Origin of the sequence: Niastella populi (assembly GCF_002078015.1) — a bacterium.
Lineage (GTDB): Bacteria > Bacteroidota > Bacteroidia > Chitinophagales > Chitinophagaceae > Niastella > Niastella populi.
In genome coordinates this window covers 74,240-90,501 of sequence record NZ_LWBP01000189.1, presented here as the reverse complement: position 1 = coordinate 90,501, position 16,262 = coordinate 74,240, and the positions used below count along the sequence as shown (strand labels likewise).

Here is a 16,262-nt window from a genome sequence, read left to right as displayed (position 1 = left end):
GTTATTGACGGGAAAAAATAGCGCTAAACAAATAGCCGTGTAGATTTTGGCGATAGACGTGTTGATTTGACCGATAAGCGTGCAAGACGCAGGTACAACTAAACAATGTACCTGCTTCAAAAATTATCTAAAAATTTATTTTCTACAACCTCAGATCCGACACCATACAATCTTCTCCCTTCTCATATAAACTCAGAATCGAATCATACACCGATTTACCACCAGGCCCTTTTATTGATTTATATGCTTCCGTAATTACCCGCATACCCTGGATCACATCTTCGGGCGTTTCCCCTTCCATCCACTTCAACTGGATGATCTCATTGCTGGCCAGTTTTATTAAAAGCATATCCTCCGGCGCTTCAATACTCCGACAACCTGTTATGGTGCCTGAAAAACTGGCCCCTTTATCAGCTTTAAATTCTTCAAATGTCTTAAAACCGGCATCAAGCACGCTGACATAATAAAGATCAAAAAGAGAATAGAGCAGGGCTGCTTTCGGCTGCTTTTTATTTACAAACGCCACCTGCAGGTCACTTGCTTCCTCGCTTTCCCTTGTATAAATATTAGTGAACTCAAATTTGTCCATATGTATATAGTTATTTCTGCCGCCAAATTAATTCGTGCCGGCCATAAAAACAAGAACCCCCGACGTTAAGTCGGGGGCCTTCCCGTTTAGCTGTCCCGCTTTGCGGGACTAAAAAGCATTCATGGCTATATGAATAAAGGATAAAGGTTGTAATGGTTTAAACGCCGGGTTTGAGCATCTGCTACGCCCTCCGGTTTATGAACTTAATTATGCGTTTCCCAATAGGTATAGTCATACGTGTCGAGGTAAGCGCCGTCGAAACCTGCATTGGTAAATCGCTTTATGTAAGAAGCATCGTTTCCATAAACGATATTTTTCCAGTCCTGCATCCAGTAACGCACCATGTAATTTCCTTCCCAATCCGGGTCTTCGGCAATATCTAACCAGGCCGGGGGATTGGTAAACCAGTCGTTGTTCCAGTAAGCCCGGTAATCTTCCGCATGACCGATAGCCACATACGCCAGCACAATTCTTTTGCCGCCATTAGCTTTTGTTTTTAACGACTGCACGTCATTGTACGTTAAAGGCGCCGAATCATCGTTAAAGAAACCATCGAGAATGAGTACATCGAAATTGGTAGCCCGCAACTCATTCAGGAACTGTGTTTTGCTGGTATAGGTGTGCGGATTGATCAGGTACAAAAAGTTCTTTGCATCGCTCAGGGTGTTCACATTACCTGCATGTACATTATACGGCGTGGCCGTGGAAATAGTGTCAAGCTCACGTTGCCTGGCAACATAAGAAATAAATCCCTGGTTGAAGTTGTTGGTGTAAGAAGCGTTGACCTTTGTGCCAGTGGTGCAATAATCGGTTACCAATGCGCGCTTGCCATGCCGTTGCGCGAACCGCAACATGCGTAAATAAGCATTTCGTGCACTGGTGGGCGTAGTGGCATCATCTATATTATTATACCCATAATACACTTCTTCCTGCCCTACCCCATCGATCGCATTCAGATAATCGGTATCCGGCGTTCCGGCTGTGTCACCGGTGCTGGTCATCAGCGGCAGCGCATCCTGCGATACGATCAGAAAGCCTGGCTGCTGCTGCCGCGCATAAGCACTGAGGCCTTCAATAAAAGTTCTCATTTCTTCTTCATGATCAATAGCGGCGTTGATCTTCGAATATTCTTTTTCTTTTAAACCGGCATCATCACCTGCACTCTTTTTACAGGCTGTGCCAAAAACCAAAAAAGCGGCTATCCACAGATAGCGGGTCCGGATATTGTTCATATTATAAGGATTGGTTTTCCAATGTGATAATGTGATAATATGCTAATGTGATAATGAAATACAGGGCCTTGTGAGTGCTTACGCAAGTGCTTTTTATGTTAATATCATAACAGAAAAACGCACTGACTGCTAATTAGCGAATATATTAATATGGGAATTTGGTAAATCGATACAAAGAATGGCCAGCGTTATTAATAAGAGAACGCAGGCAATAATTATTAATGAAACCGCCCACGTGTAGGTACGTTTATGCATAGCTGAAGGTTTAATTTTCAACAGCCCCTTCATTCAATAACTATACCAGCTACTACTGATGTGAATAAATCGTGAACCGGCAGTCGCCAATCGGCAATATGCAAACGTAAATAAATGCGCGTTCGCCGATATGCCAGATGAATCATAAATGATCGATGAAAAATATCCTGGTATATTTCGGAGACCAAAATGAAGTAAACAATCAATGGTTGATCGTTGAAAAGGCGTACAAAACCTTCCACAAAAGGTTCAGCCTCTCTTCACTTTTTAATAATCATTTCGTTGCCGCGCGCTTTATATAAGCAGCGGTCCTCTATTGCCCCGGGGTCCTTCTACCTTGCACCTTGCTACCGCGCCGCCTTTCTGCATCGTTGCCTCGTTGCCTTTTTTACTTAAATTGCAGCAGTTATGCGACAACTTGCTGCTATTTTATTTGCCGATATGACCGGGTATACCGCCCTGATGCAGGAAAACGAGCAACTGGCCCGTGCCAAACGCCAGCGGCTTAAGGAAGTCCTGGAGCATACTATTGCCCGGTTCCATGGGAAAATTTTACAATATTATGGCGACGGCTCACTGAGCATTTTCAATAGCGCCATCGATAGCGTACATGCCGCCATAGAAATACAGCAACAATTATTACAACACCCCAAAGTCGACCTGCGCATCGGCATCCATACCGGCGATGTTATCATAGAAGAAGAGGCCATCTATGGCGATGGCGTAAACCTCGCCTCCCGCATTGAATCGCTGGCAGTGCCGGGCGGTGTATTCGTATCGGAAAAAGTATTCGATGAGATCCGCAACCAGGAACATATTCAAACCCGTGAACTGGGCTATTTTGAACTGAAAAATATTAAACAACCCATCAGGGTATTCGCCATTGCCAACAATGGCATTATCGTTCCCGGCCGAAGTGAAGTGCGCGGCAAAACCGCCGCCCCGGTTAACCGGCTGGCTGTACTTCCCTTTGTAAATATGAGCGCCGACCCCGAAAATGAATACTTCAGCGATGGTATTACAGAAGAATTGCTGAATACGCTTACCCGTGTGGATGGCCTGCAGGTGACCTCCCGCACTTCGGCTTTTGCATTCAAGGGAAAGAACGACGATATTCGCGACATTGCCATTCAACTTAATGTAGATAAGATCCTGGAAGGAAGCGTGCGCAAGGCAGGTAACCGGGTACGCATCACCGCCCAGCTGATCAATGCTGCCGATGGTTTTCATATCTGGAGCGAAACCTACGACCGCAAACTCGACGATATTTTTGAAGTACAGGATGAGATCAGCGGTATCATCGCCAATAAGCTGAAGGAAAACCTGTCAGGCGCAGATCGGCCTGCAATAAGATCAAGCGTAAAAAATATTGCTGCCTATACCCATTACCTGAAGGGATTGCATTTCAAGAACAAGATAACACCCGCAGATACCCGCAAAGCCATTGAATGTTTTAAACAGGCCATTGCCATAGAACCAGGTTATGCAGAAGCGCATGCCATGGTAGCGCAGTCTTATTGCAGCCTGGGCACCATGGGACAAATGATCCCGCATACCGCCTTCGAGATCGGTCATCAGTATGCCGATAAGGCCCTTGAGCTGGATGACAACATCGCCGAAGGCCATATTGCAAAGGCCATGGCCTTTTTATATTATGAATGGAAATGGGATGAAGCGTATGCTGCGCTGCAAAAAGCCATCGAACTGAACCCAAGCCGGGTGGAAGCCTATGACCTGCTTGGTTTTTATTATATCGCCAAAGCGCAAAAACCGGAAGGCGTGAAAGTACTGGAACATGCCGAACAGATAGATCCCCTTTCACCCACCATCATTCGCTCGCTGGGTACCATGTATATTTTTGAAGAAAGGTTCGATGATGCCATTCGCCAGGCCGACAAGCTGCTTGAGATGAACCCTGAAATGCGCAGCGCCATCGAGTTGAAAGCATGGGCCATTGGCATGAAGGGCGATTGGAAGTCGGCCCTTGTATTGTTTGAAGAAGTACACCGGCTCACCGGTCATCCGCTTAAAGGGTTGATGGGCCTCGGCGTTTGTTATGCCCGCTGCGGCATGATGGATAAAGCACTGGAGTGCGTTCACAAACTTGAATTAAGACAACAGCAGGAACCCGACTCGGTAGTCGATGGCGACCTGGCAGCCGTATGGCTGGGCATTGGCGATATAGATAAAACTTACTATTACCTCAACGAATGCATCGATAAACGAATGGGCCCCGTTGCCTGCTTTATTGAATATCCGCCTTACAAAGTGGTGAAAGCCGATCCCAGGTTTCATGACCTGAAACAACGGATGGGGATTTGAATGGGTGCCGATTTAAGCAGTTAAGCCATTTTAATTACTTTTGCCCCTCAACAAATGGCATTTTTCCATAATTCATGCTTCCCCGTCTGAATTATTCAACAATACCCGGGCAATATGGCATTATTAAAAGTTTCAGGAATTGGCAAACAACTCAATGGCAATGTGGTGCTTCAGGATATATCATTCTCCCAGAAAAAGTTCCGGAAACTGGCGATTGTTGGCGAATCGGGCTCGGGAAAAAGCACCCTGCTGAAGATCATTGGCGGATTGATACAGCCCGATAGCGGTGATGTGCTGTTTGAAGATAAACATGTGGAAGGGCCGAATGAACGGCTGATCCCCGGGCATCCGCAAATGGCGTATTTGTCGCAACACTTTGAACTCCGCAACAACTACCGCGTTGAAGAAATTCTTGAATACGCCAATACCTTACCGGAATCGGAAGCGCAAAGCCTGTATGAGATCTGTCACATAAAACATTTGCTGAAACGCAAGACCGACCAAATTTCGGGGGGAGAAAAACAACGCATTGCCATGGCACGCCTGCTGACCGGCGCACCCAAACTGTTCCTGCTCGATGAACCGTTCTCGAACCTCGACAACCTGCATCGGAATACACTGCGGTCCGTTATCCGCGCCATGGGTGAAAAACTGGGCATCACTTTTTTGATAGTGTCTCACGACCCCGCCGATGCGCTTGGCTGGGCCGATGAGATCATCGTAATGAAGAACGGACAGATCATTCAACAGGACATACCCGAAACAGTATACCGGCAACCGGTTAACGAATATGCGGCCGGCTTATTCGGCACCTATAATGTGTTCGCCAAAACAGAAGCGGCCAGGTTTGGCGAAATACCAAAGGCATATGGCAACCGCAAGCAATATTTTATAAGACCCGAAGCCTTTACGCTGGCGGTCAAAAAAAGTAAAACGGCTGTTGCAGGAAAAGTAACCGACGTGGCTTTCCTCGGCAGCGGTTATGAGGTGGAAGTGGCGTTGCCTGAAAGCATGGTAATTGTAAGAACGGATAATGGCGATCTGAAGTTCGGCGATGATGTGTATGTTTCGTTCAGGAAGCATTCTTAAAAAAGCCGCGATGCTGCGCATGATGTTCTTTGTTGAAAGCCTTCCTTATTGGCGATAACGCGCAATCAACAGATCAAAATTGCAGAAAGGCCTGTACCTGGTCTACTATAAAACCCGGGAACACGCCAAGCCAAGCGAGCAAACACATCAACACAACGAGAGACGTATACGTTGCCGCATAAAAGAAAGGGTGAAGTGTTCTTTCTTTAACGGACGTTAAAGGCGGCGCGGCAAACAGCGTGCTGATGATACGCAGATAATAATACAAACCGATCACACTGCTTAACACCAGTACCACGGCCAGCAGCCACATATTTTGTTGTACGCCGGCGGTAAGAATAAAAAATTTGGCAGGAAAACCGGCCGTTAAAGGAATTCCGGCCAGTGAAAATAAAGCGATCGTAAATATGGCTGCCATCAATGGGCTCCGCCAGAACAATCCGCGATAACCACTCAAATCATCGGCATCGCGGCGGGTGGTTGATAATAAGGTTATAATGCCAAAGGCAGATAATAAGGTTATAGAATACGCAAGCAGGTAAAATACCGTTGGCCCCACACCGGCATCGCCCGACAAAAATGCCACCAGCAAATAACCGAAATGCGCTATGGATGAATAAGCCAGCAATCGTTTTATATTTTGTTGCATCAACGCCAGGATATTACCCGTCAACATACAGGCGATGGCTAATACGGTAAAAACGGTAACCGCAAGTGTATTCTGCTGCAAATGCACCGCCTGTGCAAAACGGATCAAAACGGCAAAAACGCCAATTTTCGAAACCGTGGCTATAAACGCCGTCACCGGGGCCGGCGCCCCCTGGTATACATCGGCTGCCCATAAATGAAATGGCACCAACGCCAGTTTAAAACCAATGGCAACAACGATCAAACCTATACCCATCAGGAACAATACCGACGAGCCTGAGGTTTCGAGCGCGCGGCCAATAGCTGTAAATTCCATACTGCCGGTTTCCATATAAATGAGGGCCATACCGAATAACAAAAAGGCAGACGACAAAGCCGCCAGCACCAGGTATTTCATACCCGCCTCCACTGCGTTATTGCGGTTCCGCAAATAAGCGATGAGCGCATACAGGCTTACGCTCAGCAATTCAAGCCCAATGAACAACGACACAAAATGCCGGCTGATGGTCAATACGGCGGAGCCCAGCGTTGCCAAAAAAAGCAGGATGTAATATTCTTTGGGGTTCTCTTCCCTTTCTTCAAAATAAATGTATGAAAGCAGTCCGACAACCAATACGGAAAATATTATTAAACCGGTGAACAGGGCGGCAAACCCATCCACCACCAGCAGGGGCGGCACTTCGCGCGGCAGGGTATCGCGCACATACCACATAGCCAGTACAACACCGCACATCATTACAAAACCTGTGATCTGTATTACGGTATGACTTTGTTTGAATGCAATAAGCAGGATCACTACAATGGCAGCGGTTGCCAGTATAAGAAAAGGAAGCAATGCCAGAAATTGTAAATGTGTCATGACTCAAATATTAAATTCCAAATCACAGGAACCCCAAAATAAAATCCCCAATGCCCTCTTATAAACTGAACAACTGAATAACTGAATAACTAAATAACTGAAAATAGCGAACTATGAACTGTGAGCAATGAACTGTGAACTATGAACTATGAACTATGAACTATGAACGCACAATTCCTGTTACCACACCACCTACCATATCAATAACCGGCTGCGGATACAATCCCAGGAAAACGATAGCAACTGTCAGCGCCGCTACGATCACCCATTCGCGTGCGCTCAGGTCAGCGGGTGGCTGGGTAACGGTTTGTAACTGCCCCAGGAATACTTTCTGCATAATCCGCAACGAGTATAAAGCCGATAACACCAGTCCCACACTGGCAATAACGGTAAGCACCGGGCTCACATCGAACGTGCTTATCAGTACCAGGAACTCAGCAACGAAATTGCCGAGAAATGGCAATCCCAGCGAGGCCATCACAAACAACATACCTATGGCGCCCATATGCGGCATGGCCGTCCACATACCGCCCATTTGATCGATATCCCTTGTATGAAGGCGCTCTTTCAACATACCGGCCATTACGAATAAAGCGCCGGTACTGATCCCGTGCGTCAGCAACTGCATTACCACGCCCTGCAATGCTATTTCTCTAAATGCAAAAACGCCCAGCAACACAAATCCCATATGGCTTACCGAAGTATAGGCAATGAGCCGTTTGAGATCGGTTTGCGCAAATGCCAGCAAGGCGCCATATACAATACCAATAACACCCAGTAACATGGCCAGCCAGCCGATACCGGCCGATGCCTGCGGGAACATAGGTAATACAAATCGAATAATGCCATATGCGCCGGTCTTTAACAATAAGCCAGCGAGAATTAAACTACCGGCAGTGGGCGCTTCACTGTGCGCATCGGGCAACCAGTTGTGCAATGGTACCATGGGCAGCTTGATCACGAATGCGATCAAAAATCCCAGCATGATCCAGCGGGCAGCGGTATCATTCAATGTAGTATTAAGCAGGGTAAAATAATCGAATGAATAATTGCCGCTTTGCTGGCCATGAATAAAATACATGGCGAGAATAGAGAGCAGCATAAGCAGTCCGCCGGTTTGGGTAAAAAGGAAAAATTTATACGCCGCATACCGGCGGTTGAAATCGCCATAAATGGCGATCAGGAAATACATAGGCACCAGCATCACCTCCCAGAAGAAATAAAACAGGAAGAGATCCATGGCGACAAAAACGCCTGCAATACCGGCCAGGGTCCATAACAAATTGAAAAAATAAAAACCCGTTCTTTCCCTGATCTCATTCCAGGAACATAACACAGCCAGCGTTCCCAGCAAAAAAGTAAGCAGGATAAGAACAAAGCTCAATCCATCCATAGCCAAATGGAAACTGATGCCGTATGCGGGGATCCAGTTCGCCTGGTAATCGATGAGCCAGTTGTTACCGGCTGTAACAACAGGTTTGAACCGGAGGTACCAGCCCAGCGGAATAGAAAAAGCGGTCACAACTGCAATCAGGGCTATCCAGCGACAGATCAACTGATTGCGCTGTGCTACCAGCCAGCAAAGAACGCCGCCTGCCAGTAATACAACTATCATCCATACAAGTATCATAATAACAATTGAAGGGTGATAATAAACAGGATACCTGCCAGCACGCCTACGATATACAACCGCAACGAACCGTTTTGCGAAACCGAGAACCAGCTGTTCAATCGCAGGCCCGCCTGGGCAATGCCATTATACATTTTGTCGATAACGTCACTCTTATTGATGCGGGTAATAAATACAAAAGGTTTTACAAAAAGGAAATTGTACAGCTGATCGAATTTCCAGCCGCCGAACAGGAATTCACGTATACCTGCCAGTGCCGGCGACTGCTGCCAGCGGATACCCGGTTTGCCATAATACAGGATATAACCCAGGAACACCCCTGCCAGTGTTACCAGCGCAGCTATCAGTTGAAACAGCGACTCGGATGGCAGGGTTGTTTTTAACAGCGTTTCGGGCAATACCTTTTGTACATGAGCTGAGAACAGGGTCAGGTGCAGCATATTGTGCGGCCATTCTATGAAACCGGCGGTAACAGACAGGAATGCCAGTACCACCAATGGGATCACCATTCCCTGCCCCGGTTGCCGGTGAACGGGCGTTCGGGTTTCGCCCCAAAACACCACCAGCATTAAACGGGTAGTGTATAACGCGGTAATAAAAGCGCCGGCCAGGGCCATTAGCCACAGCAAAGGATTGCCATTCGCAGCGCTGAAGCTATACCAGAGGATAGCATCTTTACTAAAGAAGCCGGCACTTACCAATGGCAAAGCGCTTAACGCCGCAGCGCCGGCAAGAAATGTAATGAACACAACGGGCATTCGTTTGCGGAGCCCGCCCATCATAAAAATATTATGTTCATGATGCAATGCTTCTATCACTACACCGGCGGCAAGAAACAACAGGGCTTTGAAAAATGCATGGGTAAAGAAATGGAAAATAGCAGCGCTCCATGCGCCCACACCCAATGCCAGGAACATATAACCGATCTGACTGATGGTTGAATAAGCCAGAATTCTTTTTATATCTGTCTGCGCCAGCGCACTGCAACCGGCTACAAATAAAGTGAGCGCACCAATGATGGCAATAATTACCATCGTTACCGGTGATAACTGAAACAGCACATGCATGCGGGCAATAAGATATACACCGGCAGTAACCATGGTAGCGGCATGGATCAACGCACTCACCGGTGATGGACCGGCCATGGCATCGGGCAGCCAGGTTTGCAATGGCAACTGTGCCGATTTACCCATACCGCCGGCCAACAATAAAATAGTGATGAGCACAATATTGCTGCTGCCGGTAGCAAATTGGTCGGGCGCCTGGTGCAAAATTCCTGAGATATTCAGTGTGCCCACCTCTTTGAATAGCAGGAACAACCCGATCAGCAATGCCGTATCGCCAATGCGGGTGATCAGGAAGGCTTTATTGGCGGCCCGGCAGTTCGATGGCACTTCATACCAAAAACCGATCAACAGGTAACTGCACAAACCAACCCCTTCCCAACCCAGGTACATCAGTACCAGGTTATCGGCCATAACGAGCAACAACATGGAGCATACGAATAAATTCATGGAAGCGAAAAAACGGGCATAATCGCCATCGTGCCACATAAAGAAGGCGGAATAGATATGAATAAGCGCGCCAACAAAGGTGATAATAAAAATAAAAACAAGCGTCAACGCATCCACGCGCAGGTCAATATCAACCGATAAATTCCCCACAGAAAACCACGACCATAACAACTGATCATACACCCCGCCCGGTGGCTCGGTTTGCAAAAATGAAAAGCCCAGAATAATGGTAATGAGCGCCGACAGGCATACCGTTCCGGCGCCTATAGTGGCTATTACCGGTTTTGACAATTTCCTGCCAAACAGCGATAATACCAGGAAACCCAGTATAGGAAATGCGGGGATGTATGGGAGGAGTTGGTGCATAGTTGACGAGTTGACGAGTTAACTAGTTGACTGGTTCATAGTTCTCAGTTCATAGTTCTCAGTTCATAGTTCTCAGTTCATAGTTCTCAGTTCATAGTTTTCAGTTCATAGTTCTTAGTTCATTTATTTAAATTTCACAATTATTATCACAAAAGCAACAGTTTGACCCAATACAACCATATTAGTCCCTCAGCTCTTTCAACCGGTCTACATCCAACGTCTTATGCTGGTGATAGATCTGCAGCACAAGCGCGAGGCCAATCGATACTTCAGCGGCGGCCATTGCCAGAATGAACAGGAACATGACCTGCCCATCGGGTTGCTGCCATTTTGAGCCGGCGGCAACAAATGCGAGACCGGCGGCATTCAGCATGATCTCTACGGAGATCAGCATAAACACCACATTCTTCCGGGTGAGCACGCCCACCAGCCCCAGTGCAAACAGCACCGTGGCGACCATCAAAACCATATGTGCGCTATCGATCATGTAAAACAGTTTGTTCGTTTGATACCGGCTCCGGCGGCCGGGTTTGTTTTGCTTTTTCCTTCTCCCCATGCCCGTTTTGCAAAAAACGATGCATCGGCGTGTGCATGTGTTTACCAATATGTGCGGCGCCCACAATTCCGGCCATCAGCAAAAAACCGGTCAGTTCAACCGCAATAATATATTCGCCATATAACGAAAGCGCCAGTTTTCGCGGATCAACTACGGCTACCTGCATGGGTTGTTTACTATCTGTAAACAGCAGAATGATCATTTCAGCCAGCAGTACCAGCACCAGCGCCGATGGCAGCAGCCATACTTTTGGTTTTAACCATTCCTTTTCCTGATGGGCCGTTTCGCGGCCGAGGTTCAGCATCATTACCACAAAAATGAACAACACGATAATAGCGCCTGCATAAACGATGACCTCAAGCGCTGCCACAAACGGCGCGCCCAGCGACAAAAAGATCATGCCCACCGACAAAAATGACACCGCAAGGTAAAGCAGCGCATGTACGGGGTGGAAACGCGTGATAACCATCACCGTTGACACAATGGCTATTATCGATGATATGTAGAAGAGTGTTGACAAGTTGATAAGTTGACAGGTTTACAAGACAGTTCGCAGTTCACAGTTCACAGTTCACAGTTCACAGTTCACAGTTCACAGTTCATTAATTTAAAACTCGCTATAAATTGCAGGCATCATAAATTATCAAAAACTGTATTGGCTTGAAGCTTGCAGCTTGCAGCTGTATTTGCCTTCGGCTTTTAGCTTTCGGCCTTAGGCTGTATTTGTATTTGCTTGCAGCTTGAAGCTTGAAGCTTGAAGCTGTATTCACGGTAATAAACTATGTACATCCACCGGCGGTTCCTCATTCTCGCCCTCCCCTGTCTTCTTCACACCAGCATCGAGGCCGGCCACCCGATAAAAATTATAGCCGGGATACTTTCCCTGGCTGTCGATCAACAGGTCTTCTTTCTCAAATACCAGGTTCTGCCGGTTATACTCTGCCATTTCAAAATCGGGGATCAGTTGTATGGCGTAGGTGGGACAGGCTTCTTCGCAATACCCGCAAAAAATACAACGCGAGAAATTGATGCGAAAGAAATCGGGGTACCGGCGGCCATTCTCATCTTCGGTTGCCTGCAAGGCAATGCAATCGACCGGACAAGCCACCGCACACAAGTAACAACCCACGCAACGCTCGCCGCCATCGGGGTCTTTGGTCAATACAATACGGCCACGATAACGCGGGCGCAACTGCACTTTCTCCTCGGGATACTCGATGGTTTCCTTTTTTTTGAACAGATGGATGAAAACCAGCCACATTGTTCTTAAATGACTTATCATAGATCCTGATTTTTAAAATTCAAAAACTTCACCCCCTCAACCATAACGCAACCGCGCCGGTGATCAGCAAATTCGCCAGCACCACCGGCAAAATGATCTTCCAGCCGTAACCGATCAGTTGATCGTACCGCGGCCGCGGAAGCGATGCCCTTAACAGGATAAACAACCCGATAAAGAAAAACAGTTTGATCGCAAACCAGGCCAGCGGCGGCAGAAATGCCGGCCCCAGCCAGCCGCCAAAGAAAAGCGTAACGATCATAGCCGAGATCAATGTAACACCGAGGTACTCGCCGATAAAGAACATCCCGAACTTCATACCTGAATACTCGGCATGATAACCGGCAATCAATTCACTCTCCGCCTCAGGAATATCAAAGGGCAGGCGATGTGTTTCTGCAATACCGGCAATAAGAAAAATAACAAAACCAACGGGCTGCGTTACCACAAACCAAAGATTCTTTTGTGCAGCAACAATATCACCCAGGTTGAACGAACCCGACAACATTACCACACCCATCAACGACAACCCCATAAATACCTCATAAGCGATCATTTGCGAAGCGCCGCGCAGCGCTCCCAGTAAAGCATATTTATTATTGGAGGCCCAACCGCCCAACACAATACTATACACGGCAATAGATGACATGGCCAGAAAGAAAATGACCCCGATATTGAGATCCGCTACCACTATACCGGGTGCAAATGGAATGATCACAAAACTCATGAGCACGCTGGCCACCACAATGGCCGGCGCAAGAATAAACACCCACTTATCGGCAAATGGCGGGATCCAGTCTTCCTTGAAAAACAACTTGAGCGTATCGGCAAGAACGATCAACACCCCCAACGGCCCGGCGCGGTTGGGGCCCAGCCTGTCCTGCCACAAAGCAAGCATGCGGCGTTCTACCCAGATCAATCCCGCTGCAATATTCAGCAGCACGAATAAAACGCCAAAAACGATGAGTATTTGTTCTGTTGTCATCTTTCTTAAAGTTATCTATCGTTACTAACTGATCTTTTTCCCCTTGAACTGCGAACTATGAACTATGAACTATGAACTATGAACTGTGAACTGTGAACTATGAACTGTGAACTATGAACTTACAACTTAACACTCATTACCTGCACCCAGGCATTCCAGTTCATCGCCGGCATGCCCTGCAAACCGGCCGGCATTAATGCCACACCATTCGGGATCAACATATTGGTTGCTACCGGCAGTTCATATGCCTGTTCAAATACTTTTATGGTTACAAGCGATCCATCTACCAAGCCTAACTGATCTGCATCACGAGAAGATATAGCCAGGTATGGTTCGGGCGACAGCTCGCCAACCCCTTTGGAATAAGCACTTAATTCCTCAGAACCGAAAACGTGATACTGCGGAAACAACAGCCATTTATCCTTTCGAACCATAAATGCTTCGGGAATATCTTTAAAGTAAACCGCTTCGCCATCGCGTTTATATTCGAACAGTAGTGTACCGGCTTGTTCATTGCGTAATGCCCCACCCGGCTCCTGCTGGTATTTATTAACCGCCTGTATCGAATTCCAGCCCGGCCGCCAGAAGAACGGGATCAACGGTGACGGCGGCATACCCGAATACCCTTCCATGGTAAAGGTGAACGGTGAATCATTATCCTGTTTGGGTTTGGGCTCGCTCACCGCAAGGTTGGCCAGTATAGCGGTGCGCCCGCTGTAGCGATGCGGCGCCCTCGGCAATGCCTGACCGTTTATTCGAAAATCATGATGCGGCACGGCGCCGGCAATACCGGCAAATTGCGGCATGAGCCGTTCACACATAACCAGCAGGTCTTCGGGGTGGTATACCTGTTCAGCCGTTTGCGCCGTTCTTATTTCCTCCATCTTCTGCAGCCACTTCCAGCTTTCCCGGATATTTTTATTTGCCGGCATATATACCTGGTAGAACCGTTGCGCGCGGCCTTCATAATTCACCAGGGTGCCATCACCTTCGGCAAAGGTGGCGGCAGGCACCAGCACATCTGCATTTTGTGTAGTTGCGTTGTTCAACGAATCGAATACAATGCAATGCTGAACGCTGTTAAAGAACAGATCGGCAATATGTGCCGGTACGTTCCGGTACAGATCGTTCTCCAGCACAATGGCCGTAATATTCTCTTCGCGCGTAGTGCGCAGTACAGCATTTTCAAAACCGGCCGACTGTGTCATGGCCAGTCCCATACTATTACATTCAGGCATTACATACGCCAGCCGCACTTCATGTTCCGGTGTATTTAATGCTACGGCAATATCAAAGGCAGCCCTTATCAGGGCTTCATTGTAACAACCGGCGCCGCTGATGATGACGGGACGCTTTGCCTGTTGCAATGCAGCAGCAATGATCGCCGCCTGGTTTTGCGTATTACTGTCAAGCTGAACAACCGGCACCGATGTATGCAACCGGCCGGCGATCGCAAAACCCAGCCGCGCCAGGTCATCGGGCGCCAGGTGCACCGTACTGCTGCTTAATTCATCGAGTGGTGAAGCTGCTATTGTACAATTGGCCAGAAAACCTTTTTCCTGTTGTACCAGTTCGCGCACCGCTGCATCGTGCCAGCCTGGGAGCTCCCGATTTTCCAATACATGATGGGCCGCGGTTTTCATTACCCCCTGCCGAACGGCCAATGCCATTACCGGCGCAGTATTCCAGATGTCTTCGCCCAGCACCAGGATGGCATCTGCCTGCTGTATATCCTGCAGGGAAGCCGGCTGCACTTTTCCGGACTGCATTACTTCCACTATCCGTTTTTGAATAAACCGCAGCGAATCACTTATGCCCTGGTAGAAATTTTCTTTCCCTACCAGTTGCATCAATGCCGCATTGCTTTCAACCGATGCCCGCGCCGATCCGATACCGATCACGGTATGATTGTTCATCAATTGCTTCAGGTGATCCATCACCACTACTTCATCCACCGCTTCAACAGCGCGGTTGCGGATGATGGGTTGCGTAATGCGATTGGCGCTGTTCACGAATTCATAACCAAAGCGGCCGCGATCGCATAGGAAATAACCATTCACCTCGCTGTTGAAACGATTGGTTATACATCGTAACTGGCCATAACGTTCGCCCGCAATGGTATTACACCCTACACTGCAATGATTGCAAACAGAGGGCGCGGTAGTAAGATCCCATTTACGGGTATAATGTTCGCGTAATGTTTTGTCGGTAAATACACCGGTGGGACAAACCTCTACCAGGTTGCCGCTGAACGGACTTTCCAGCACGCCGTCCTTCTCGCGGCCAAAATATACATGGTTGTGCGCAGAGAATACATTCAGGTCTTTCCCGCCCGCATAATCATGATAGTAGCGCACACAGCGGTAACATTGTATACAGCGGTTCATTTCATGATGAATGAGCGGGCCGAGGTATTGATTGGTGTATGTTCTTTTTTTATAATGAAACCGCCGGTAATCGTGACCCGTCATCACGGTCATATCTTGCAAATGGCAACTGCCCCCTTCATCGCAAACCGGGCAATCGTGCGGATGATTGGTCATTAACCATTCAATCACCTGGCTGCGGAACGCTTTGGCGGTTTTGTCGGCCACCGACAAATGCAACCCATCCTTTATATTCTCCATACAACTCATTACCAGCCGGCCGCGGGTATCGTTCTCATCTTTGAAAACCTTTACGGCACATTGCCTGCAGGCGCCCACACTGCCTAATGCCGGATGCCAGCAGAAATAGGGCAGATCGATGCCGAGGCCAAGACAGGCTTCAAGAAGATTTTTACCTTCCTTTACGTTGTACTGTTTGTTATCAATGTAAATGGTTGACATGTGCGGTCAATGTGCTAATTTGATAATGTGCTAATCCCGACTAAAGTCCGGGACAAGTTGTGCTAATAAAATACAGCTGAAAGCCAAAGCCCAGGGCAACAGAAAACGCA

At 47.7% G+C, this 16,262-nt stretch carries 12 protein-coding genes; 2 read left to right on the top strand and 10 right to left on the bottom strand.

Features of this window, described 5'->3' with window-relative positions; translation table 11 throughout:
- Positions 1-142 precede the first annotated feature (142 nt).
- Positions 143-589, bottom strand: a complete 447-nt coding sequence (locus A4R26_RS19120) for a hypothetical protein (RefSeq protein ID WP_081166615.1) — start codon at positions 587-589, stop codon at positions 143-145.
- Between the two features lie 203 nt (positions 590-792).
- Positions 793-1,821, bottom strand: coding sequence for an endo alpha-1,4 polygalactosaminidase (locus A4R26_RS19115; protein ID WP_081166612.1), 1,029 nt, complete (start codon positions 1,819-1,821; stop codon positions 793-795).
- Positions 1,822-2,484: 663 nt separating this feature from the next.
- Between A4R26_RS19115 and A4R26_RS19110 the strand changes: the two genes are divergently transcribed.
- Complete coding sequence (locus tag A4R26_RS19110; RefSeq protein ID WP_081166608.1) at positions 2,485-4,398, top strand: adenylate/guanylate cyclase domain-containing protein; 1,914 nt, start codon at positions 2,485-2,487, stop codon at positions 4,396-4,398.
- A 114-nt stretch (positions 4,399-4,512) separates the two neighbouring features.
- A complete protein-coding gene (locus A4R26_RS19105; RefSeq protein ID WP_081166605.1) occupies positions 4,513-5,487 on the top strand; it encodes an ABC transporter ATP-binding protein in 975 nt (324 codons plus the stop codon).
- A gap of 73 nt (positions 5,488-5,560) precedes the next feature.
- Here A4R26_RS19105 and A4R26_RS19100 read toward each other — a convergent pair whose 3' ends face one another.
- The 8 genes from A4R26_RS19100 to nuoG form a co-directional block, all read right to left on the bottom strand.
- Positions 5,561-6,994: an NADH-quinone oxidoreductase subunit N gene (locus tag A4R26_RS19100; RefSeq protein WP_081166602.1), complete on the bottom strand. Its 1,434-nt coding sequence runs from the start codon at positions 6,992-6,994 to the stop codon at positions 5,561-5,563.
- A 160-nt stretch (positions 6,995-7,154) separates the two neighbouring features.
- Positions 7,155-8,609 (bottom strand): complex I subunit 4 family protein, encoded by a 1,455-nt coding sequence (locus A4R26_RS19095; RefSeq protein WP_242674956.1) that lies wholly within the window; start codon positions 8,607-8,609, stop codon positions 7,155-7,157.
- Positions 8,610-8,620: 11 nt separating this feature from the next.
- The gene (gene nuoL, locus A4R26_RS19090; RefSeq protein WP_081166595.1) at positions 8,621-10,504 is read right to left on the bottom strand and encodes an NADH-quinone oxidoreductase subunit L; all 1,884 of its coding nucleotides are present in this window, start codon (positions 10,502-10,504) and stop codon (positions 8,621-8,623) included.
- A gap of 181 nt (positions 10,505-10,685) precedes the next feature.
- A complete protein-coding gene (gene nuoK / locus A4R26_RS19085) occupies positions 10,686-10,991 on the bottom strand; it encodes an NADH-quinone oxidoreductase subunit NuoK (protein WP_081166590.1) in 306 nt (101 codons plus the stop codon).
- Positions 10,981-11,580, bottom strand: a complete 600-nt coding sequence (nuoJ, locus tag A4R26_RS19080) for an NADH-quinone oxidoreductase subunit J (protein WP_081166587.1) — start codon at positions 11,578-11,580, stop codon at positions 10,981-10,983. The genes nuoK and nuoJ overlap by 11 nt, the downstream gene beginning before the upstream one ends.
- Positions 11,581-11,826: 246 nt before the next feature.
- A complete protein-coding gene (gene nuoI, locus A4R26_RS19075; RefSeq protein WP_081166583.1) occupies positions 11,827-12,342 on the bottom strand; it encodes an NADH-quinone oxidoreductase subunit NuoI in 516 nt (171 codons plus the stop codon).
- Between the two features lie 28 nt (positions 12,343-12,370).
- The gene (nuoH, locus tag A4R26_RS19070; RefSeq protein ID WP_081166580.1) at positions 12,371-13,324 is read right to left on the bottom strand and encodes an NADH-quinone oxidoreductase subunit NuoH; all 954 of its coding nucleotides are present in this window, start codon (positions 13,322-13,324) and stop codon (positions 12,371-12,373) included.
- Positions 13,325-13,443: 119 nt separating this feature from the next.
- Positions 13,444-16,152 carry an NADH-quinone oxidoreductase subunit NuoG gene (gene nuoG / locus A4R26_RS19065; protein ID WP_081166576.1) on the bottom strand — a complete coding sequence of 903 codons (2,709 nt, stop codon included), beginning with the start codon at positions 16,150-16,152 and terminating at the stop codon, positions 13,444-13,446.
- Between the last annotated feature and the right edge of the window lie 110 nt (positions 16,153-16,262).